At 42.4% G+C, this 23,135-nt stretch carries 18 protein-coding genes and 2 pseudogenes; 1 reads left to right on the forward strand and 19 read right to left on the reverse strand.

Annotated features, from left to right (window positions below):
- A pseudogene (locus JL57_RS19725) lies at positions 1–489 on the forward strand (hypothetical protein); the annotation flags it as partial.
- Here the strand turns inward: JL57_RS19725 and JL57_RS34925 are convergent.
- The 19 genes and pseudogenes from JL57_RS34925 to JL57_RS34945 form a co-directional block, all read right to left on the reverse strand.
- Positions 433–918 carry a hypothetical protein gene (locus tag JL57_RS34925; RefSeq protein WP_291300311.1) on the reverse strand — a complete coding sequence of 162 codons (486 nt, stop codon included), beginning with the start codon at positions 916–918 and terminating at the stop codon, positions 433–435. The pseudogene JL57_RS19725 and the gene JL57_RS34925 sit on opposite strands and share 57 nt — an antisense overlap.
- 24 nt (positions 919–942) lie before the next feature.
- On the reverse strand, positions 943–1,947 hold the full coding sequence (locus tag JL57_RS19730) for a LacI family DNA-binding transcriptional regulator (protein ID WP_034143690.1): 1,005 nt from the start codon (positions 1,945–1,947) through the stop codon (positions 943–945).
- A gap of 278 nt (positions 1,948–2,225) precedes the next feature.
- A complete protein-coding gene (locus tag JL57_RS34930) occupies positions 2,226–4,871 on the reverse strand; it encodes an EAL domain-containing protein (RefSeq protein WP_045691705.1) in 2,646 nt (881 codons plus the stop codon).
- A 466-nt stretch (positions 4,872–5,337) separates the two neighbouring features.
- Positions 5,338–7,596, reverse strand: coding sequence for an ATP-binding protein (locus tag JL57_RS34935; RefSeq protein WP_291300312.1), 2,259 nt, complete (start codon positions 7,594–7,596; stop codon positions 5,338–5,340).
- Entirely contained in the window at positions 7,596–8,768 is a 1,173-nt protein-coding gene (locus JL57_RS19750) for an ABC transporter substrate-binding protein (RefSeq protein WP_034143691.1), read from the reverse strand. Before JL57_RS19750 ends, JL57_RS34935 begins: the two co-directional genes overlap by 1 nt.
- 526 nt (positions 8,769–9,294) lie before the next feature.
- Positions 9,295–10,176 (reverse strand): HPr(Ser) kinase/phosphatase, encoded by an 882-nt coding sequence (gene hprK / locus JL57_RS19755; RefSeq protein WP_034143692.1) that lies wholly within the window; start codon positions 10,174–10,176, stop codon positions 9,295–9,297.
- A gap of 78 nt (positions 10,177–10,254) precedes the next feature.
- A complete protein-coding gene (gene ptsP / locus JL57_RS19760; RefSeq protein ID WP_034143693.1) occupies positions 10,255–11,955 on the reverse strand; it encodes a phosphoenolpyruvate--protein phosphotransferase in 1,701 nt (566 codons plus the stop codon).
- A gap of 1 nt (position 11,956) precedes the next feature.
- Positions 11,957–12,226: an HPr family phosphocarrier protein gene (locus JL57_RS19765; protein WP_034143694.1), complete on the reverse strand. Its 270-nt coding sequence runs from the start codon at positions 12,224–12,226 to the stop codon at positions 11,957–11,959.
- Between the two features lie 21 nt (positions 12,227–12,247).
- The gene (locus JL57_RS19770; RefSeq protein ID WP_034143695.1) at positions 12,248–13,627 is read right to left on the reverse strand and encodes a PTS fructose transporter subunit IIC; all 1,380 of its coding nucleotides are present in this window, start codon (positions 13,625–13,627) and stop codon (positions 12,248–12,250) included.
- A 25-nt stretch (positions 13,628–13,652) separates the two neighbouring features.
- Complete coding sequence (locus JL57_RS19775) at positions 13,653–14,108, reverse strand: PTS sugar transporter subunit IIA (protein WP_034143696.1); 456 nt, start codon at positions 14,106–14,108, stop codon at positions 13,653–13,655.
- 2 nt (positions 14,109–14,110) lie between these two features.
- Entirely contained in the window at positions 14,111–15,067 is a 957-nt protein-coding gene (gene pfkB / locus JL57_RS19780) for a 1-phosphofructokinase (RefSeq protein ID WP_034143697.1), read from the reverse strand.
- A gap of 67 nt (positions 15,068–15,134) precedes the next feature.
- A complete protein-coding gene (locus JL57_RS19785; protein ID WP_291300313.1) occupies positions 15,135–15,896 on the reverse strand; it encodes a DeoR/GlpR family DNA-binding transcription regulator in 762 nt (253 codons plus the stop codon).
- A 414-nt stretch (positions 15,897–16,310) separates the two neighbouring features.
- A pseudogene (locus tag JL57_RS34940) lies at positions 16,311–16,511 on the reverse strand (Ni/Fe-hydrogenase, b-type cytochrome subunit); the annotation flags it as partial.
- A 110-nt stretch (positions 16,512–16,621) separates the two neighbouring features.
- Positions 16,622–17,383 (reverse strand): amino acid ABC transporter ATP-binding protein, encoded by a 762-nt coding sequence (locus tag JL57_RS19790; protein ID WP_034143699.1) that lies wholly within the window; start codon positions 17,381–17,383, stop codon positions 16,622–16,624.
- Positions 17,380–18,054: an amino acid ABC transporter permease gene (locus JL57_RS19795; RefSeq protein WP_034143700.1), complete on the reverse strand. Its 675-nt coding sequence runs from the start codon at positions 18,052–18,054 to the stop codon at positions 17,380–17,382. Before JL57_RS19795 ends, JL57_RS19790 begins: the two co-directional genes overlap by 4 nt.
- Before the next feature lie 158 nt (positions 18,055–18,212).
- Complete coding sequence (locus tag JL57_RS19800) at positions 18,213–19,016, reverse strand: transporter substrate-binding domain-containing protein (RefSeq protein ID WP_034143701.1); 804 nt, start codon at positions 19,014–19,016, stop codon at positions 18,213–18,215.
- A gap of 252 nt (positions 19,017–19,268) precedes the next feature.
- The gene (locus tag JL57_RS19805; RefSeq protein WP_034143702.1) at positions 19,269–20,624 is read right to left on the reverse strand and encodes a sigma-54 dependent transcriptional regulator; all 1,356 of its coding nucleotides are present in this window, start codon (positions 20,622–20,624) and stop codon (positions 19,269–19,271) included.
- Positions 20,621–22,630 (reverse strand): transporter substrate-binding domain-containing protein, encoded by a 2,010-nt coding sequence (locus JL57_RS19810; protein ID WP_034143703.1) that lies wholly within the window; start codon positions 22,628–22,630, stop codon positions 20,621–20,623. The genes JL57_RS19805 and JL57_RS19810 overlap by 4 nt, the downstream gene beginning before the upstream one ends.
- Before the next feature lie 262 nt (positions 22,631–22,892).
- Positions 22,893–23,021, reverse strand: a complete 129-nt coding sequence (locus tag JL57_RS34945) for a hypothetical protein (RefSeq protein WP_291300314.1) — start codon at positions 23,019–23,021, stop codon at positions 22,893–22,895.
- Between the last annotated feature and the right edge of the window lie 114 nt (positions 23,022–23,135).

Consider the following 23,135-nt stretch of genomic DNA (forward strand, 5'->3'; position numbering starts at 1 on the left):
ACCCTGAATGAAGAGGAATACTGCAAATACCTCCTCATCCGCAGCTCGGAGAAATCCCCTTCCGGTTACACCATCAGCATTAAAGAGAATGTAATCAATAAGGAATTGGAAACAGCAGGCTGGTTGGTCATCATAACGAATGATGTGGCTGATGCCAAAGAATCAATCAGAATTTACCGGGAAAAGGATGTTGTTGAAAAGGGCTTCCTCCGTTTAAAAAACAGTCTAGACCTTGGGAGATTAAGAGTGCATAGAGAAGACATCATGCAGAACAAGCTATTTGTCGGTTTCATCTCATTAATACTTGCAGCACATATCCATAAGGTCATGCTGGAAAAAGAACTATACAAAAGGATGACTATGAAGAAGTTGCTGATTTCTCTGTCGAAACTTCGCTTACAAATAATAAATGGGACTCGAATTCTATTTCCACTAACCAAAGATCAAAAGGCGATCTATAAGGCATTTAATGTGGATGAGCCTGTGTAGGTATAATTTTTCAAGGGATTTTAGGATAACTTTGAAGAAAGCTTTAATCCTGTTGGCCCCAAGGCTTTCTACTGCCTCCATAAGTTCGGGCTCTATATTTTCCATTACGCCCACCAGGGTAGTAAGCAGTGGGAATACAGTGCACGCAATAAGTAATCCTCTTACTTTTTGTGAACTCTTCGAAATGAAATATGCCACTGGTATGCCCAAAATCGCACATACAACAGCTGCCATCAACGATATTTTCAGAGTTCTTACAAATATCCTCTGGAAATAGTCATCCATAAAAAAGTCTAAATAACGTACCAGAGTCAATGAATTACCTTCAAAGAAAGTAGGAAACGTGGTTAGCAGCAGTGGATATATAAGAAAAAATAAAATCATTGATAAACTCGGAACAAAAAGCATATAAAATAATCTTTTTTTCACCTGCAACCTCCATTTTAAAACATGCTATTCTCTACTTTTAACAGATCCGGTACTTTCTCTGACAACCAGCTTGGGGAAAAGTGTCAAGGCTTCTACACTGTTCCCATTGTCATTGATCTGTCTTAGAATCAATTCAATGACCACTTCACTCATCCTTACTATGGGATACTCTACTGTCGTTAATGAGGGAGTAATGCTTCCTGCCAGTTCAATATTATCAAAACCGAGTACTGAAACATCTTCAGGCACCTTTCTACCCGATTTATGCAAATAGTTTATTACTCCTATAGCCATCAAGTCATTGACTGCCAGTACTGCAGTAATTTCTTGATTATCTTTTAGCAGCATTTCAGCACATTCATAACCGCTTTGCATTGTATAATTGCCATAACTTATATTTCTTTCATCAACTGTTACATTATAAGTTTCAAGCGCTCTTATATATCCCATCTTTCTTTTTGTGGATATTTCCATATTCTTCGCTGCACCGATATAGGCTATGTTTTTATGGCCTAGCTTTATCAGATGCTCGGTAGCTATAAAAGCACCATAGTCGTTGTTTACACTAACAGATGTAATTTTATCATTCTTGATTTCCCTATCCAGAACAACTACAGGAATACCTTTATCCTGGGCAATATGTGCTATTTCCAGACTCCTGTATGAAGAAGCATAAATCAGTCCGTTTACCCTGTTATTCAATAAATCGACTAGAACTTCGTCCTTGTTCTCTTCAATACACTTAATATTGATGAGCAACAAATTATAGTTGAAAGAATTGGCGACACTACTTAAATGATTGGCCATTTTCCCATAGAAAGGATTTTCTATGTTCGGGACAATAAGTCCGAATGTTGTTGTTGCTTTTGCTCCGCCACTTCTTTCAAGAGGCTTATATCCAAGGGTCTTAATAGTTTCTTCTATTCTCTTTCTTGTTTCCAGTTTTACATATCCGCTATTATTTATAGCCCTTGAAACTGTAGTTATTGATGTATTAGACAGCCTGGCAACTTCTTTTATATTAATCATAAATCTCCTTTATGAAAGTATTTTCATATTGTATTCTGTATTGGAACTTGATATACAACCATTTATGCTTCATTCTAACATGAAAACATTTTCACATCTATACCAAATTTAAATATTTTATAATTTATCACATGACAAGTATACTTGTTCAATAAACAAAATTGATTTTCTAACAGAGAAAAACCCCTTTTGAATTGTGTTACTGCCTCTCGACACTTTCATCCTAACACTCTTCAAAAGGAGTTTCCCGGAAACTCAGTATATTCTTTTTTATAGCATTAAGGTATGCTTGCGTCAACATCTAAATCCTTGTACTTTGTTACAACATCAATCGGTAAATCCTTTAAAGTTGCTGGCCTTCCCAAAAAATAACCTTGTCCAAAATCAATCTTCAAATCGCCCAAGATTCTCCATATTTCCTCGTTCTCAACGTATTCTGCGATAGTGGCTTTACTGAGGGCATGGGCGACGGCGTTGATCGCTTGAACCAATGCCTTGTTAATCGGATCAACATCGAGATTTCGAATAAAGGAGCCATCAATTTTGAGATAATCAACCGGAAGCCTTTGGAGATGAGTAAACGTAAGAAAACCTACTCCAAAGTCATCTAGGGCGAACTTGCACCCAGTCAATTTCAACCTTCGAATCCAGTGCTCCGCTTGATCTAAATCCTTAATAGCTGCAGTTTCCGTAATTTCAAATCCGATTCGTGAAGGCAACACAGAACTCTCTGTGATTCTTAATTCAATAAATTTTAGCAGCTCTTCATCAGCAAAACTAGAAGCCGATAGATTCACAAAGAGAGATAGCTCCGTATGTTTAGTTAAAAATTCAATGGCCGAATTGACGACCCATCGATCAATTTGGGACATTAAGCCAAAACGTTCAGCAATCGGTAAAAACTCATTTGGAAAAATAAGATCTCCCTGTTGATCAAGCATTCTGAGTAAAGCCTCATAATGAACAATACTCCCGTCCATCTTAACAACGGGTTGAAAGTATAAGGTGAATCGATCTTCTTTCAAAGCATTGTTGATTAGAAGGATCGTTCGGTTTGACTTCAATAATCTTGCGCTATCGTAACTGGACTGAATCGAACTAATTCTATTTTTACCCTCTTCCTTGGCAGTGTATAAAGCTACATCCGCGTAAGAAAAAAGTGTCTGAGTATCTAGTGTCCCATCGATTATCATGATCCCGATACTCGCTGTCAATTTAATAGTTACCTGATGACCTTCCACTTTGAAGTCTTCCATCCGCAAGGCTTGTAGTAATTGGTTAGCGACGGAACTTGCCTTCTCTAAGCTAGTGTCCTTCAATACAACAGCAAATTCATCTCCACCAAGCCTAGCCAAAAAAGCAGTATCGCCCAAATGCATATCTAACTGTTTAATAACACTAAGCAGTATTTGATCTCCACTTGCGTGTCCAAAGGAGTCGTTAACTACTTTGAAATTATCAAGGTCAATAAATAAAAGAGCACTTTCCATGCGTTTACCAGTATTACTGAGCATTAGCTTATTGAGATATTCCTCTAAGTAATAGCGATTAGGGATATCCGTCAGAAAATCATGAGTAGCCAAGTAATGAAGTTGTTTGATTTCTTTGTTCCTTTGGGAGAGATGCTCCTTTTCACGGACTAACTCTTTCCGATTATAGTCTATGCAATTGCTTATGTGATTTGTCCCTTGCAAAACTGATTTAGCGAACTCCTGGCAATTGCCGAATCCACAGGCATAACAATTGACATTGCGAGATGCTTCTGTCGTTTTATGCAACTGTGTAAAAATCTGCTCAAGGTCAGAAATCTCATGATTACCAAGGACTCCAGACTTATCTTCATATAGCCTGCCAAAATCACTCAGACGGAGGTCCTTATAGAATAACTCATACTCCGAAAGAATCCCTGAACCTTGATTCCTTTTATGATACGTTTGAATTTTTTCCTTTATTAGTGCATTCATTTTATCATCAATATCATCAACACTGATTTTTCCACAGGTTCCAGTGCCGTTGTTACACCCACTCTGGCAGTTCAAAATGTCCACAATCAGCGGTAGTGGTTGATGCTCAATCATTCGTTTGGAGTATTCGTCTAGATATTTATAAACACGCTCTGGTCCTTCTATCTGTCTAATCCACGCATCAGGTGTGCGCAATTCTACGTTTTCTCTTAGTCCACCCGGACGACTGAAAGCAAGCCCAATCCCACAACCAACTTCATCGTAATCAGCTTCTTGATACTTATATAGATCGATATGGTTATTTATTAAATAATTCTTAATTTTTTTATACGTAACATTATATTCGATGAGCCCATCTGCATTTTTTTCACTAATCTCATCTATTTTACCGATACATGGGGATAAAAACGCAATTTGATCATGAACGTTTAGGTATTTTCTCAGATAGATAGCTGTGCACATCATTGGACTATGGATCGGCGCTAAATTTTTAATTAACTCCGGGCGATACTTCTGAATGTAGTTGACAATTACCGGACAAGGTTGAGCAATGATCGAATCTAATTTCTGCTCTTCAATGGCTTTCAAATAAGCCCAGGTTGTAATATCCGCTCCAAGGGACACATCATAAATCCGCGTTACTTCTAACGATTTAAGATAGCCGAATAATCGTTTATACTGAGGAACGTTAAATCGAATGGACGGAGCAACTATGACCGAAATTTTATGCCCCCGCTTCAAGTCAGAGAAAAACCTTTCAGTGTCATCCGCAAAGTCTCTCGCATGATGATCACACACATCAATACACGCTCCGCAGTGAATACACTTCAAGTGATCCACCTTAACCCTATTCTCTCCATTATAAAGGAACGCTACGTTAGCTTTAATCGGGCATTTAGCAATGCACTTATTACAACCAACACAAAGCTCCTTGTTAGTGATCAAAACCTCTAAATTCACAAGTAGTCTCCTTCTTTGATGTTGAATTTTTTCAGACTGCGACTAAGCATACATAAAAGAACATCGTCAAAGATGCTAAAAGATCCGAATCTCTATCAGAATCCGGATCTTTTTATTCTAAACTCTAGCTATATACTTTAAATTTGGCAAGGGCATAATAGCCCCGGAAAAATCCATTACCAAACTTGTCATAAAGGTTGTCCCTAATCTCACTTACTTCCACCGTCCTACTTCTATGTGTTATCCATTATTTCGACATCACAAAAGATATTTCCTTCTTTAAAACTACACCCGAAAGCGACATCCTCGTAAATTTCCAGACTGATAATTTGATTATAGGGTTACAAAAATCGAGAAAAATACGCTCTTTAAGCAGCTGTACAGGCGGGTTAAAGAGTGTAGCAATTAGAGCGTTAATGTCCAGATCAGTACAACACAAAAAACAGCCAGGTGGCTGTTTTTTTGCTCAACCATGCCGCTCAACATCCTCGAGATGCGACAAAATGGGAATTACGTTAAAGTTAACTTGTGCTTGCGCCAGCATTTGTTCAAGTGTTGTTAATTCCACTGGTTTTGCGAGGTGTCGATCAAAACCAGCTTCAAAGGCTTTCTTTATATCTTCAGGTAACGCATAGCCAGTTATGGCTACAAGGAAAATATCCTTAAGTTCCTGGTCGGCGCGAAAAGCCCTCGCTACCTCATAACCGTTCATGCCAGGTAGCCCGATATCACACAGTAAGATTTCCGGCCGGAACACTTGGGCCTTAACGATCCCGTCTGGACCGTCATAGGCAACCTCAACTGTATAACCAATGTGCTTTAGTAAAGCACTAAACATTTCTGCAATATCCACGTTATCATCGATGATAAGCACCCGCTGGGAACGATGGTGAATTTCCGGTTGCACGGCTTCTTGAGGCATTTCAATCACAGTATCATCAAAAGGAATACGTACTATAAACTCCGATCCTTTGTCAAGTCCGGCGCTAAAGACGCTCACGTCACCACCGTGCATTTCCACAAGCCCTTTGACCAACGCCAACCCGAGACCAAGCCCACCACGACCCCGGTCAAGAGCCATGCCTACTTGCATAAAGGGCTGGAACAAAAGTGGAAGCATTTCTGGTGCTATACCGACACCGGTATCAACGATACGAACGATAGCCAGTTTCCGCGAGGTGTCACTTACTATAGATACTTGCGTAGTTCCACTACGGTTTGTAAATTTGGCGGCATTATGAAGTAGATTTCCAACTACCTGGATCAAACGTGATTTATCAGCATTAACCATTATCGCAGATGGAGCATACTCGGCTCTTAGGAGCACGTCGTTCTGCTCGAAGATCGATTGATAGTCTTCAATCGTACACCGAACGATTTCATTAAGCTCAAACATCTGACATTGTAGCTGAATCTTATTCTGCGTAATACGCGTGACGTCAAGTAAATCATCGACCATGCGAGAGAGCTGCGTCACTTGTCGATTGATAACATCTTTTGCTTTTTTAACCTGTCTTCCACCTGGCATCACACGATCAAGGAAAGCGAGGCTGCTGCAGATTGAGGCAAGTGGGTTTCGCAGCTCATGGGAGAGCACCCCGAGAAACTCATTTTTTCGTTGGTCTGCTTCGCTCAGCTCGTGCGCAAGGGTTCGCAGTGAGGTTTCACGTTCTTGGAGGCTGTTACTCATGAACTGAAAGTCGGTCGCAAGCTTATTTAATTCAAAATAAGCAGTAGGAATGGAAGACAATAAGTTGACCTGACTGAAATCTCCAATCATCAGATCATTGGTTACTTGGCTAAGTTGCTCCAGCGGTGCGCTCACGTATCTCTGGAGTTGATTACGTAGGTTCCATGCTAAAATCAGCCAGATGATTGATGCTACCAGAAGTATCAGCCCTACTGTCCATACATATGAACCCCAAAAAACAGACACTGGGATTTGATCTACAACAATCCAACCAGTTCGTTCTAACCGGGAAGCACTACCCAAAACCCTAGTTCCGTCGTATAGATAAAACGCGTTTGTCTTTCCGGCTAGGCTATCGTGAAATATTTCCAAGTTACTCAGGTTGGTTTGCTGTTTGACCAGATCAAAAGAGGGATGAGCTAACAGCGTGCCGTATTGATCCATAATGAAAACAAAGTCCTTACCTGATCTAGTAGTTATGTTTGTGATCTCTTTCTGAAATAATCCTAGGTTCAATTCTCCTACCACACGACCTCCACTAGAAAGGGGTCTAACCAAGTAAACTGTGGGTTCACCCGTACGAAGTGAAATAAATGGCCGAGAAATACCAAGGCTTTTCTTTTCTACTGTTTGCTGAAAATCCGGTAACTTGGACATATCCAAGCCTAAATAACGCGGATTGGAAGGCATCAATAATTTGACTATGTTACCTTCATCCAAATAGTATAAGGTATCAAAGTAACCATAGGCTTCCCAGGTGCTTTTCAGGAAAATCGGCAACCTTTCCGTTCCTGAGTTCTCTGCTACCCGAGCAATTGTATCCAAGATTCGACCCCCTTGGTCCAGATGATGATCAACTATCTGAGCCATAGATTGTGCGATCTGGGATTGCTGAATTTCAAGATTTTGTTCTCCTATATAGCTTACTCCGACCACTACTGCCAACCCCAAGACCATTAGAGGAAGAAACAGACGTAAGAGTACCAAACGCCAGAACACCTGACGGAGAGAAGGTAAATCTTTTCCGTTTGCCATTATTCACCTCCAGGGTCGGTTAAGGTTAAATCCTCAAGAGTAATAAATTTACCGTCACGAATGGTGCTTAAATATATGGGCCGCTCAACATCGCCGAAGCGATCAAAAGAGAACGTATTCATCAGCCCCTGAAAATCATGTGTTTCTAGCAACGCTTGTCGTAATCCTTCAGGCCTTCCTCCGGTCTTTTCCAGAGCAGCTGCCAATACTAGGAAGGAGTCATAAGCAAGAGCGGCACCGAAGGAAGGGGCCTGTCCAAACCTGGTTTGATAACGGGCTTGGAAATCCAACAAAGTCGGTGATTGGCTGGTTAATGCATAGGCTTGTTCGAATTTTATCCCTTCAACTGCTTGGCCGCCATTGTTGATCAGGGTTTTTGTCGGAGCCCAACACGAGGTAAATAGTGGGGTCTGCCAGCCCATAAGGCGGGTTCTTTGAGCAATGAGTGCCGTATCAATATCTGAAGCGATAATAAGCAGTCCTTCCGCTTTGCTCGCACTCAACTTCAAGAGTAATGGGGAAAAGTCCGACTGTGCCACCGAAGAAAAGCTGATTTCACTTGTTATCGCACCGCCCATAGACTGGTATTTACTAGAAAAGGTTGAGCAATAAGTCTTGGAGTATGCAGCATTGTCACTATCATAAATAATGGCCAGCCGGGTTATTCCACTTCGTTGATAGATATATTGGGCGAAAGCTTGAGCGCTGTTTTTGAATGAAGGATAAACTCGAAAAAAATAATCATCTATACCACTCAGATCTGGAGTTGAGACAGTTGGACCAAGCAATACGACTTTAGCAGGGTTTGTTACCTCCAACCCTGCAAGTGTTTGCTCACTGGTTGTATGACCAATGATGGCAAGTACCCCAGCCTTAATCAGCTCACGATCGGCAGCCTGAGCCTTTTCAGGGATACCATGATCATCACGTATGATCAATTCGATCTTACGTCCGTCAACACCACCCGTTGCGTTAATCGTCTCTAGCGCCATTTGAACTCCGTTTCGTTCTTGAACTCCCAATTCAGCTTGAACACCGGTCAATTGAGCAGCGAAGCCAATGAGGATGGTTTTTTTCATCATAGACTCTTCAGCTAAGAATAATGTTCCAATTAACAAAACTACCAAGATAAGTCGCAACCACGAATTGTTAATTAAATTTTGCCTTTTCATATCTTCTTTGGCCTCCTTGAATCACATATTTAGGGGCCTTATTTAGACAGTAATATATTGATTATCTATTTTTAAAAAATATTGCTCTTTAAAAGGTAGGAAGTTACTAATGATATTGTTGGGTTATTTTACCTTATAAAATTTTATAATATTCTTTTAATTCAATATATTGTCGATTTTTCCCTTTATTTTATCGGGTAATTCCTCCAAATTCTTATCGAATAATCTTTGGAAATTACGACAATTAATACAAATATTTAGTCAAAATAGTTGATTTAATTACTTTTTGACCCGAGAACTGCCTTTTAAATTAGTGAAAAAATCTCGCTTTCTGTCATTTTTTAATGGAGAAATGCGAGATTTAATCTTATTTCTTATTAAGTGAAAATTTGGATTTAATAAACATCGGGAGGCGTTTGCACAACGACCTCGACCTCGACCTCGAATGCTTGAGTTAAACTTTATTTAAGCTACTAAATGATATTCTCAACCTCCGGTGCAATACGACAATGCTTTTGCAAACAGACTAAAAAGAACGGAATGGGTGTCCTGACGAGGGTATTTGCCTTTGCATCACTGCGACTTCAATGATGGTGGCTAGATTACGCCCCGGACGAACAGGAACGGTGATCTCCGGAATTGAGATCCCTAAGATCTGCCGTGTCTGAGGTGGATCAATTCCTAGCCGGTCGTATAACTTTTCTTGCTGCCATTCTTCCAGGTGTACGATAAACTGGATATCTTTTTCATCTCGTACGGCACCCGCCCCAAATAGGGTCGTTACATCAAGAATTCCTAAACCGCGCACTTCAAGCAGGTGCCTAATCCGAATAGGGGCAGCGCCTCGCAAACTTTCTTCATCGACCCGACGAACTTCCACAGCATCATCAGCCACCAACAAATGACCACTTTTGATTAATTCTAAAGCCGCCTCACTTTTGCCAATCCCACTCTCACCGGTAATCAAAACACCGACGCCGTATACGTCGACTAACACTCCGTGGACTAGGGTACGGGGAGCTAACTGGTTTGTAAGGTAGCGAATTAACAGATAAAAAAGTTGGGTCGTCGATCGGTAAGTTGTTAAGAGAGGGATGTTGCGCTCCTCGGCTAATTCAATAAACTCACTGGGGATCATCAATCCTCGGGTGATGATCACGCAGGGGACTCCTGCCACCATCACTTGGGCCAGATGTGCGAGCCGTACTGTCTCTTCATATTGCTGGATGAGTCCTAACTCAGTCCTCCCATACACTTGCAGGCGCTGGGGAGTTAAATGCGCTAAATATCCCGCCAATTCTGCACTCGGACGCTTTAAGCTGTAGTCCGAAATTTCTTTGTTTAATCCCTCATGTCCGGCTTGAACCTCAAATTTAAATTCCTCAACTAACTGGCGTACCGTAAGCAATGTTCCCCCTTCTTTCTAACGAGAATAAATACAAGGGTTGAATCTCAAAAATTCAACCCTTGTTTAAATAGTACCGCTTCATGCACTAAATATATTTAATTGCTCCATGACCTCCGCTGCAGTGGCACAATCCAGAACTGAGTCCACTAATGTCTGTTTGTCCACACCCTTAAACGTCAACTTGCTCAGGGTCTGACGGACTTTAGGCAATGACCCAGGGGCCATACTTAGTTCCTTGATCCCCAATGCGGCGAAGAAAGGTGCCAAAATACTGTCTCCTCCGGCCTCACCACAAATGCCCACCCAAATGCCAGCCTTTTCTGCGGCTTGGCTCACTCGGGCAATCATGCCCAATACCGCGGGGTGATGCGGTTGATATAAGTCTGCCAGCTCATTATTTTCTCGATCCACTGCCAACATATACTGAGTCAGATCATTCGTACCGATACTAAAGAAATCAACCTCTGCGGCTAACCGCTTAGAATTCCAAGCGGCTGCAGGAATTTCGATCATCATGCCTACTTCAAGCTTGCCGATAGCCCATCCTTCTCGTACCACTTCGTCCCGAGCTATCTGGAGCAGTTCCTTAGCTTGGAGCAATTCCTCAAGCGTGGCAATCATAGGAAACATCACAGCCGACGGACCTGCAGCCGAAGCACGCCAGATCGCCCGAAGCTGGACCTTAAATACCTCTGGTCTGCGCAAGCACAGGCGCAAGGCCCGTACACCTAAGAAGGGGTTTTGTTCCTTCGGCAGCTCTAAAGCAGGTGCTCTTTTATCCCCACCAATATCCAACGTTCGGATAACGGTCAAATGAGGTGCACAGGCGGCAATCACTTTGCTGTAAGCCTCTACCTGCTCTTCCTCTGAAGGTAGTTGATCCCCCATAAACAAGAATTCAGTCCGGTAAAGCCCTACTCCCTGCGCTTTAAATTTCTGCACCAGCGGTAAATCCTCCGGACTTCCGACATTGGCCGCTAGAACCATATTTCCGAATATCCCAGTCAGACACTCTTGTTCCTCTTCGTCAGAATCATTTCCTTTAATAAAGGTAATGCCCTCTGGAGATCGCTTGACAGAACCTTCATCTCCGTCTAGTTCGGCCCATGTTAAGTCCGTCAATTCCTCCCATGAAGCGTCAACCCCACTAACCGCCGGGATCCCGTAAGTCCGGGCCAGAATGGCTGCATGGGATGTTTTGCCTCCTTTGCGTACGATAAAACCCAGTACCCGATCCTTAGGCAACGCAATGGTTTGAGCCGGCGTCAGTTCTTCAGCCACAACGATCCAATCCCCTGTTTTTGGAAATGAGGTAGCCCCAGACCCCTGGGCGCCGAGCAAATTCTGGAGCAGTTGTTCCAGCACATCTTGCACGTCGACAGCGCGTTCCTGAAAGTACGGATCAGGGATATTCTGTAGCATCTGAACCGCTTCTGCTGCTACTTCTTTCAAAGCTTGCTCGGCCAGTAAATTTCGTGATTTAATCCTCTTTTGGGCCTCTCCTATAAAGGCAGGATCGGTAAGCAATAGTTTATGGGCTGTAAAGATCTGCGCGAACTCTTCTCCTTTTTCAGTCCGAACTTGTTGCTCGTATTGGGTAAGTCTGTGGTTGGTGAGTTCAACGGCCTTTTGCGATCGTGCCAATTCTTGTTCTGCATCGATCTCACCCTCCTGTTTATACTCCAACTCCGACGTAAAGGTCTGAAGAAGCCAAACTTTGCCTGCGGCTCGACCCGCAGATACCCCTAATCCAAGCCAACTATTTTTATCCATATCCATTTTACTCACCTTGGTTTTCCAAGTTATTTACGAGAGTTTCTAAGCTCTCGGCCGCTTCCTGTTCATCTTTACCGTCCACGATCAACTCAAATTGACTGCCTGAAGCTAACCCTAGCGACAGAATCCCTAGAATACTTTTACCATCCACCTCAGAATTGTTGGATTTGATTTTGATACTGCTTTGATAACGACTAGCCATCTGGACCCACATAGAAGCAGGTCGGGCATGGAGCCCTGAGCTGTTCCTAATGGTAATTTCTTTGATAATCATTTCCAATACCTCCCAAGGAGTCTATTTTGTAACGGGTCTTTTAACCGCTGAAAGGATGAAAGCTGATACAAAGGTTCCTACGAGCAGAGCTAGAATATAGGGTACCAAATTAGCTACAACATGAGGAATCGCTAAGACCCATATTCCGCCATGGGGCACGATGATGGTACTCCCAAACGCCATAGATATTCCCCCGGCAACTGCTGAGCCAACCATGATGGATGGCAAAACTCTCAAGGGATCGGCTGCCGCAAACGGAATGGCACCTTCCGTGATAAAGGATAAACCTAGTGCCCAATTAGCCTTTCCGGCTTCTCTCTCTTCCAGGGTATATTTATTCTTCGTTAGAACCGTTGAAAGAGCAATGGCCAGGGGAGGTACCATTCCAGCGATCATCACTGCAGCCATGATCGCGGATGGGTTACCAGTGGCGACCGTTGCGGCTCCAAATGTGTAAGCAGCTTTATTGACCGGACCACCCATGTCAAAGGCCATCATCGCACCTAATATTATGCCCAGTAATGCAGCGTTTGTACCGCTTAAGGAGGTTAACCAGGCTGCTAAAGTCGTGTTAAATGAAGTCATAGGTTTACCAATCACGTAGACCATCAGCAGGCCCATAATGGCCGTTGAAAGCACGGGGATAATCAGAATTGGCATTAATCCTTGCAGGGATTTCGGAAGTTTAACATACTTTTTAATCGCCAACACGATATACCCTGCCGCAAAACCGGCAACCATAGCTCCTAAGAAGCCTGAGCCATTATTAGCGGCCATTAAACCACCAATCATACCCGGGACAATACCAGGTCTGTCAGCGATCGAAAAGGCAATATAAGCACCTAAGACTGGAACCATCAACGTAAAGGCGGCTTTACCAGCCGAGAATAACGTTTCTCCAAAACTTCCTGGAACATTGTAAACATAAATTCCACCCACGGCAAAGCCTAAAGCAATCAGCAATCCCCCTGCCACCACGAACGGAATCATAAAGGACACGCCCGTCATCAGATGTTTATAAACACCTGTTTTGGATTCCTTTCTCTCAGGTCTACTCAGACCGTTCTGAGTAGTTTGATCCACCGGATTGATTGCGCCTCCTTTTGCGTTTGCCGCCGTGGTAAGCAGCCCTTTAGCGTCTTTAATTGCCTCTTTCGTTGAAACTTCAATAATGGTCATTCCAGCAAATCTACTCTTGTCGATCGACGTGTCCGCAGCAATAATGACAGCCTTTACGTGCGCCAGATCCTCATGAGTAAGAACGTTTTCAGCACCAACAGATCCTTGTGTCTCGACTTTAATCTCATGTCCCATTTCCTTTGCGGCCACCTGCAGGGCCTCTGCCGCCATATAGGTATGGGCTATCCCTGTAGGGCAGGATGTGATGGCTACGAATTTCATAAACTTTCCCCCTCCTTCATAATGTTTAACTCTCGTGCGCTTCTATCGCCGCCTTGACTTCTGCTTGGGTTTTAGCCGTTCTGAGAGACTCCAAAAAGGAACCATGCATCAGCAACCTCGCTAATTTCGAAAGAGCCCGCAGGTGAATATCCTCCCCTTGGGTGGGCGCCGCGATCAGGAAGAAAAGATCTGCTGGGGAACCATCCATCGACTGAACATCGATTTTCTTTTCCAGACGGGCCATGGCCAAGGCCGGCCTGGTAACCCCTTCAGATTTGGCATGGGGAATGGCTACACCAAACCCAACTCCCGTCGTGCCCTTCGCTTCCCTTACGGCTACGTCTGCTAAATACTGCTCTACATTATGAACCGCCCCGATTTCCTGAAAGCTGTGAGCCAAAGTTTTCCAAACGTCTTCCTTGGTCTCAGCCTTAAGGCCTAATAGAATCGAATCATCCACCAATAGCTCCGTAATTTTCATTGTTACACCTCCCATTCTTTAATAATGACGTTGGGTATAAGTTTTTCTACTTCATAAAGCTGGCCGGCTTGGGTTCCCGGTTGAGCAACGGAGGCAGCGGCAACCGCTGTGGCCCAACGGGCCTGTTCCTCCAAGGACATTCCTTGAGCTTCTCCATAGACCATCCCGGCAACCAGAGCATCTCCAGCCCCCACAGTACTGCTAACCCTGACATCGGGTGGTCGAACTAATAGACGTTGCCTTCCATCTGCGATTAACGCCCCTTTTCCTCCCAGTGAAATCACGACTTTAGCGATCCCTCCAGATATTAACGTCTCAACCGCGTTTAAAACATCTCTTTCCTGTTCTAGGGAGTGACCAATAAGCTGCTCTAATTCAGACAGATTCGGTTTGATGGCATAGGGTTTCGCTTTAAGTCCCTCCGCCAAGGCACCTCCACTGGTATCCAGAAAGACCTTGCAATCATAACTCTTCAGGATTTCAGTAAACTCCCGGTAGAGATCCAGAGGTGCATTTCCCGGCAAGCTCCCTGAGAGAACAAAAAGCTTAGCTTCCTCGGCTAACTGCATAATGACGTTTTTCAGTTCCTGAAAATTCGAAGCATTATATTGAATACCCGGAAAATTAATCTCGCTGACCTGCCCAGTGCTCTCATCGATAATTTTAGTGTTGACTCTCGTAGCCCCATCGACTCTAATAAAATGGTCGGAAATTCCTGCCGCTTGAAAATACTGTTCAAAGAAATAGGCATTCTCCCGTCCTAAAAAACCGCTCACTGCCACATCGTGGCCTAAACTTTGAATAACCTTGGCAACATTAATGCCCTTTCCTGCAGGATCTAAACATTTTCTACCAACCCTATTAACTTGCCCGACGTGGAATTGGGAGAAGTATAGGGTTTGGTCTATCGCTGGATTAAGGGTTATAGTAACAATTTTCGTCTTTTTTTGCTTATTCATGGTACATCCCTTCGCCCCTAATTAAGTTCTTCCTAGTTTCTCCTGTCCACTTCTAGTTTACCCAATTTTAAACCGAAATCTGCACTTGAACATACTGGCTTAACCTTTTTACATCCTCATCCTCAATTCCATCATCCGTGAGTAGTAAATTGATCTCACTAAGACTACAAATTTTACACATCGCTTTTTCCCATAGTTTAGAATGATCTATCAGTAAGATTACTTCTTTACCGGCTTTCAGCATTTGTCTTTTGGTTTCAGCTTCGATAAGATTGGGAGTCGATACCCCGAAATCGGGGTCAACAGCGTTCGCTGCCAGAAAAACCTTGTCAAAATGAAGCCGAGTTAGCATCTCATTAGCTAAGAAGCCGACCAAGGCACGAGTATTTTTTCTTAAACTACCACCTATGACCATCACTTCGATCTGAAGATCCTCCGCAAAAGCTTGAGCAATCTCCATACTATTTGTCGCAACTGTAAACGTTTTTCCCCGCAAGGCGTAGGCCATTTGCAGCGTGGTCGTTCCTGCGTCCAAAAAAACCGTTTCTCCATCCTTAACGAGATCCGCCGCCGCTTTGGCGATTTTTTGTTTTTCCTCATAAAAGCGGATCTCTTTTTCCTGATAACTCAACTCAAAACTTGATTGAATCGAAATTGCCCCTCCATGAGTCCTTTGGATCATCCCAGCATTCTCCAGTTCCTGCAAATCCCGACGTATCGTTGATTCGGAAACTTCAAATCTTTGACTCAGATCTCCCACTTTGACAGGTTTACCGGATTCCATAAGTTGCAAAATCTCCGCTTTGCGCTCTTCAGCAAACATATTCATTACCTTCCTCATCGCCTTAATCCTGGTCCATGCACGTTTCCATGACTCGTTTTTGCTCATTTCTACGATTTCTTTTGCGCATTTATGATTACTTGTGCTCATTATAACCTATGCAAGCATTTTTTACAAGCAAAATAGCCAGTATATTCTCACTTTATATATGAGAATATACTGGCCAAATTATTTGGCGATTATTTACCTTCTCCAATGTAAGCTTCAATTCCACGATCGACAGATCAGGAGAAAAGAAAGGCAAAATTTAAATCATTGCTCTGTTGTAATTAATTGTAATTATTTTATTTTTTTGGTCATATCCACAATCTTTCTAAAACTAATCAACAAAAACACCCTTAGAAATCACGAGACTTCCCAAGGGTGTTTGCGAGAAGAACTATCTTTTACCTAGGATCTAATCTACTTTTCTAGAAGCCTGCGCTCTTGCGTCTCTTCTTCCAGAGCATCAGTGCGCAATATCATGAATTTATAGCCGTTAACCATTGCAGATATCGTACCGTCATCATCTAATAGATCTTGGCGGATGACCATATAAAGGTGGCTCAATAAGAAAATAGCGTATCCCCAGGCGACAAGGTGGTGAAGATTACGAACCTGATACGACTCAAAAAATCTCGCGCAGGCTTCTGGTAAGGTAATCCAACAATTTTCCGGAGGAATGGAGAAATATGATGGAGCATAACGTTTTTCTGAAAGAGTTTGTATCGGTCTTATTCACAATGTAACACTTTACTCAAGAACGTGCGTGTTCTAGGATTGTCAGGATGCGAAAAAATTTTTTCCGGCGGCCCTTCTTCGATCAACCGGCCATCATCCATTACCAAAACACGGTTAGCCACTTCCCTGGCGAAACTCATTTCGTGGGTTACAACAACCATGGTCATTCCCTCTTCGGCTAAATTTTTCATAACTGCTAAAACCTCCCCGACTAATTCCGGATCAAGCGCGGAAGTCGGCTCGTCAAAGAGCATCACTTTAGGTTTCATTGCTAAGGCCCTAGCGATGGCCACACGCTGTTTTTGCCCACCAGACAAGTTGTCCGGATAAGCCTTAACTTTATCTAACAATCCCACCTTCTGCAACAGCTCATGGGCGAGTTCGGTAGCTTCCTGTTTATTTACTCTGTTCAGGGTCACAGGAGCCATTAAAATGTTTTCCTCCACGTTACAATGTGGAAAGAGGTTGAAACCCTGGAAGACCATCCCGACTTGGGCTCGCATTTCGTTGATCTCACTTTGAGGCATTTCGATCAACTTTCCATTTTTAGAGATCAACCCTATAGGTCGACCTTCAATTTCAATTTGGCCTTCTTGGATTTGTTCTAAATAATTGATGCATCGAAGTAACGTACTCTTCCCTGACCCACTTGGTCCAATAATGACAACCACTTCACCCTGCTGAACATTGAGGCTAACATCTTTTAGGACATGATTATCCCCGAAATATTTATTTACCCTGTCAATTTTAATCATGTCTGTCTCCCCTCTACATTCATTCTTCTCTCCAAGAATTGAATTGTCCGAGAGATGGCGGTATTGACAATGAAGTACATAACAGCAACCCCAAGATATATTTCAAAATACCTAAAATTGGTTGAGACGATTAAATTTGCCTCCCTCATCAACTCCGACACTGTGATTACAGACAAGAGGGATGAATTCTTGGTTAAGGCAATAAATTCGTTACCAAGAGGCGGTAGCATCCTGCGGACTGCCTGGGGAAGAATCACTTTACGCATAGTCTGCCAATGGCTCATCCCTAGTGACCGCCCTGCTTCTATTTGACCGCGATCAATAGATTGGATGGCCCCGCGGACGATTTCAGAGACATAGGCTCCACTGTACATGCCAAGCCCCAGGACCCCCGCCACCCCTGCACTTAAATCGATCCTCATCCCTATGGCTAGGCCGTAATACAAAATCATAAGTTGAACTAAGAGCGGAGTACCTCTGAACCAAGCCAAATAAGCAGAACATAAGCCAGATGCCACTTTATTCTTCGACATTCCACCTAACCCTACTACCAGCCCGATCGTGGAGCTTAAAAGTAAAGCTAAAAAGGTCATGCTAACTGTCGTCCACAACCCACGCAAGAGGTATACCAGATTATTGCCTTCAAATAAGACCAAAAAGTCTAGCTGCATTACTTACCTCCTTGTAAGATAACTTGGCTTGTGCAAGCCTTTGGCACTGCCAGAACCAAGTTGCACTTTATGTCACCAAAGTTATAACTTCTGAATTGTGTAAAAAGAGGAGCCCAATAGGCTCCCCGTCCTTACCTATCACTATTTCGAGGTGCATCCTATTTACCAAACCATTTATCAGCAATGGTTTGGTACTTACCATTGTCTTTAAGGGTTTTTATAGCCTTATTCACCTCAGCTGTAAATTGAGGGTTTTCCTTACGGATCCCATAACCATAGTCTTCCTGGGTTATGGGGTCATTTAATACCGTTACGGAAGTGTTTTGTTTGGCATAGACCTTAGCAGCCGGCATACCAGTAACGACTGCATCAGCTCGTCCGCTCTCCAGGGACATAAACATTTCAACGTTTTTCTCAACTTGCACTAACTTGATGTCCGGATATTTCTCTTGAAGATACTTATCAGATTTCGTGCCAATTTGCACGGCTACTTTCTTACCTTTCAAGTCCTCAATACCCTTGACACTGTTGTTATCCTTATTAATCATCACTGAAAGTCCACCAGGATAATACGTATCGGAAAAATCGATGGTCTTCTTTCTTTCGTCAGTAATATACATAGCTGATACAATAAGATCAAACTTATTCCCTTGAATTCCAGGGATCAGTCCTTTGAACTCTGTATCAACAAATGTAACTTTCTCCGCACCGAGCACTGAAGCCACAGCACGCATTAAGTCAACATCGAAACCGTCCAATTCGCCCTTTTCATTTTTAAATTCAAACGGTGGGAATGTTGCATCTGTGCCTACTGTTAAGGTCTTAGTGTCCTTGATCTTTTGTAACACGGCATCGACTTCTTTGTCTGAGCTGACAACTTTTTGTCCCCCACACCCGGCTAACAACAGTGTCAAGACGAGCAGGCCTGAAAGCAGAGCACTTAGTTTATTAAACTTCTTCATTCTTATACCTCCCGGTTTTCTTTTTACTTTCTTCATATCAATGCAAACTCTATGCCAACTCTTTTTTTATAATTTTGAATCTTAAGCTATATAAGATAGTCGTAATGAACGCACACCAGCTTTCACCTGCCCAATTGGGCATGATAGGCATTGATATAAGCCAATAGATATGTTCCTAATAGAATAAATAAAAGGCGGCAAAAATTGCCGCCCTGCCATTTATGCCGCCTATATTAAGTTTTTCGCACATCTCTACTCTTTTTCATACCTTTTTAACTTCTCTCGAATAGTACGTTCCCCGATGCCAATCATTTGCGCAGTCCTACGGCGGTTCCCCCCACAAAAAGTTAGGTTGTATAAGATCAGCTTTCTCTCGACCTGTTCCAAAGACTCCCCAATATAAACGGGTATTAGCTTGTCACTTATACTGATTGTTTGTATCCCTTGAACTTCATCCGGCAAATCCCGTTTCTGAATATGCGAAGAGTTTGTTAGCGCGATTGCCCGTTCTACAATGTTCTGTAACTCTCTGACGTTCCCCGGAAAACTGTAGTTTTCCAGGATCTGCTGGGCTTCCCGGGAGATTCCATCGATGGGTTTACCCATTCGTTCACTGAGCTTTTGAATGAAAAAGTGAGTCAATAAGGGAATGTCCTCTTTCCTTTCACGCAGGGATGGAACGTGGATGGGGATAACATTTAACCGATAAAAGAGATCCTCACGAAAACGGTTAGCCTTTACTTCTTTGAGAAGTTCACAGTTAGTTGCGGCGATGATCCGGACATCGATTCCTTTTTCCTCAGTGCTCCCGAGTGGAGTCACTTTTCGTTCTTGAACCACTCTCAGAAGTTTACTCTGTAAAGCAAAATCCATTTCTCCAATTTCATCAAGAAAAATGGTTCCTCGGTCCGCTAAAACAAACTGTCCGGGTTTCCTTTGTGTTGCTCCAGTAAAGGCCCCCTTTTCATACCCAAACAGTTCTGACTCTAGCAATTTTTCGGGAATAGCAGCACAGTTTACGGTTTGAAAACGCTTTGTGCAGCGATTTCCTTGGAAATGTATGGCTCTGGCAACGATCTCCTTACCAGTGCCGCTTTCACCAGTAATTAGTACATTGGAATTTATGTCTCTTGTCTTTTCAATCAGCGCTATTATCTTATTTATGGCAGGACTTTTACCAATAAGCCCATAGCCTTCCGAAACTTTTTGTAATTCTTCACTGAGCCATTGAACTTTAGAATGCAAATCATAAAATTCTTCTGCGTTTTTTAGAAGCACCTCGAGTTCTTCCATTTGAAATGGCTTAGTAATATAATAAAAAGCCCCTTTACGCATAGCCTCAACAGACGAAGGAATACTACCGTAGGCTGTCATGACGATAATCACTGTGTTAGGAGAAATTCGTTTAATATCCTGCAGAACTTCAAGGCCATCATAAAGACCGATCTTAAGATCAAGTAACACTAATGAAATTTCTAACTGTTCAAAAAGAGGCAATGCCTCTCTAGGATTAATAGACGTATAAATATGGTACCTATCCTCTAAAGCAAATTCTAGGGATTGGCAGATTGCCGATTCATCATCAATCACCACCAAGTTCTTTTTCATAATTTATCCCCTTCTTTAACTTTCGGTAATTGGATGATAATTGTCGTGCCATGATGAGGGCTACTTTTCACATCCACATACCCGTTATTGGCTTTAAGCAATTGGTAGGTTATCGATAGCCCCAGACCGACACCGCTGGCCTTCTTCGTATAAAACGGTTCGAAAATCTTATCCATATCGCTTTCGATAATTCCAAATCCGTTATCTTCGATCTCGATAACTACCAGATGGTCCCGATTATACCCACGAATTTTTATTTCTCCGCCCTCATTTACAGCCTCAATGGCATTCAAGATAATATTAATAAACACCTGCTTTATCTGTTGTAGGTCGGCGAATACTCTTAAAGCATCGGCCAGTTCCAACGAGACTTTAACCTTCTTTTCCTGTAGCTTTTGTCTAAATAACTGTGTCACGGAATCGATCAATTGATTAAATGAAAAAGGAGTTGGTTCAGACTTTTTTGGACGAGCAAAATCCAATAATTCATTAACGAGTCCATTAAGTCGGTTTATTTCCTCTGGAACCTGCTGCGCGAAAAGTTCCCTGAATTGTTGATTGTCAATTTTCTTGGGAAGGAGCTGAGTGTACGTAAGAATGGACATGAGAGGATTGCGGATTTCATGGGCAATTCCTAAAACGAGCTGCCCTAGCGAACGTAAACGATCTTCGCGTTCAATCGCCTTTTCCATTCCTTTCTGTTCCGTGATATCCTGCAAGTTAATAATTACTCCACTTATTTCTTGAGAAGCCAGAATAATAGGGTAAAGACTGTAGCCTAATATCCTTTTTTCCTGCCCGGGAGCGTTGGGCTTCTCCCAAGTCTTTTCTTTATTGGGATATATTATTCCATTTCTTAATACTTCATCAATCTCAAGCAGGGGAACAATCTGACCAATGATAGTCGATCCTACTGATCGTCCTATCAATTCTTCGCAAAGATTAAAATAGTCAATCGCCTTGCGATTAATGTTGGAGATCTTGGCCGAGTGGTCAAGGGTAATTAGGAAGTAATAGGTACTGTCCAAAAGTTGTTTTTGAAAATGAAGATTAGCTTGGAGTTGAATCATTTTTTCCTGAAGCTCTTCATTTATCTCGCTGATCTCAACGACACGTTGAGAGACTTCTCTTTTGAGTATTCTATTCCACCACAAAATAATTAAAAAGACCACAGTTGCAACAGCAACACCAATTTTGCTATAGAAAAGAATTTTATCTAAATCGATTTTTGTCGGCAAATCATACCGACTGAACCACTTTTTTTGTATCTTATCATAGGTGCCATTATTCTTAATTTTAGTAATTCCGTCGTTAAAAAGGTCTAACAATTCTTTGTTTTGGGGTAAGACTGCGATACAATAATCCGCAGGGTCTAAAAGTTTGCCTACAATTTTGATCTGAGACTGCTTATCTTCCTGCTCCAGAAAATATTGCCCTGTGATGCGATTTCCGACAAAAGCATCAACTTGCCCTTGGAGAAGGAGCTGAATAGCTTCTTCCTGACTTTCGGTCGTGACAATCTTCGCCCGCTGCAAAGAGCTAAGAAGATCATAGGCGATATCACCTTTTTGGACAGCAACTCTCCTGCCCTCTAGGTCGCCTATCTCAAATATATAAATGTTCTCCTTTATGATAAAAATTCCTTCGGAACTCAGCAAATAGGGCTGAGAAAAACTAAACAGGCCCTCGCGGTATTCACTGTATTTCATCCCCTGAATCGCATCGACTTCTCCAGTTTTCAAAGCGACCAAGGCCTCACTCCAAGGCATAGGATGGTATTCAATTTTTGTCCCGGTCTCAATAGTAATAGCGTTCATGATATCAATATTAAAGCCATCATAGACACCGGTACTGCTTAAATACTCGAACGGCGGGAAATTGTTGTCTCCGGCAACCCGAATAACCCTTTGTTTCCCTAACTCAACATCCGCTAATGCCATAGTCACAAGACTAACTAATAAAGTAATTAAAATGACTAGAAAAAAACGCAATTTCCGAAGTTTCATTGACTCATTCCTATCGATTCATTTCACGTTATTAATGCCTCCTTATCTAAATTCTCTCTCAATTCCCTATTTCCTTTATAAAAAGAAGCTAGGGTTTATTATTAATTGGCCAGCGAACAAGGTGCTCCACGACAACACGCGAGACACCTTGTTTTTTATGTATTGGCTGCAAAAGTATATCAAACCTTAAAAACTGTCGCTTCGCAAAAATGTTTGATTCGAAAATCAAAGAAGCGAATACCCATGTACTGGGCATTCGCTTCTATTGCGATGTTCTAACCACTCTTTCTGGTTTGCTATTCGGTTCATGATCAATTGCCCCGGCGCATAAAGGTTCCAACCCAACGTCGGCCAGAATAGTTTCAATGATACACTTTTCCTGTGCTGTCATACTTGTCTCCTTCTACATTATTTAATGTTTTCTGAATTTTCAATAATTTATTTATTTGTGTTTCATTAGCATAACCTAAAAAGAGCTAAAGGTAAAGCAAAAGGTTTGTCATAA

This window comes from Desulfosporosinus sp. BICA1-9 (genome assembly GCF_000802135.1).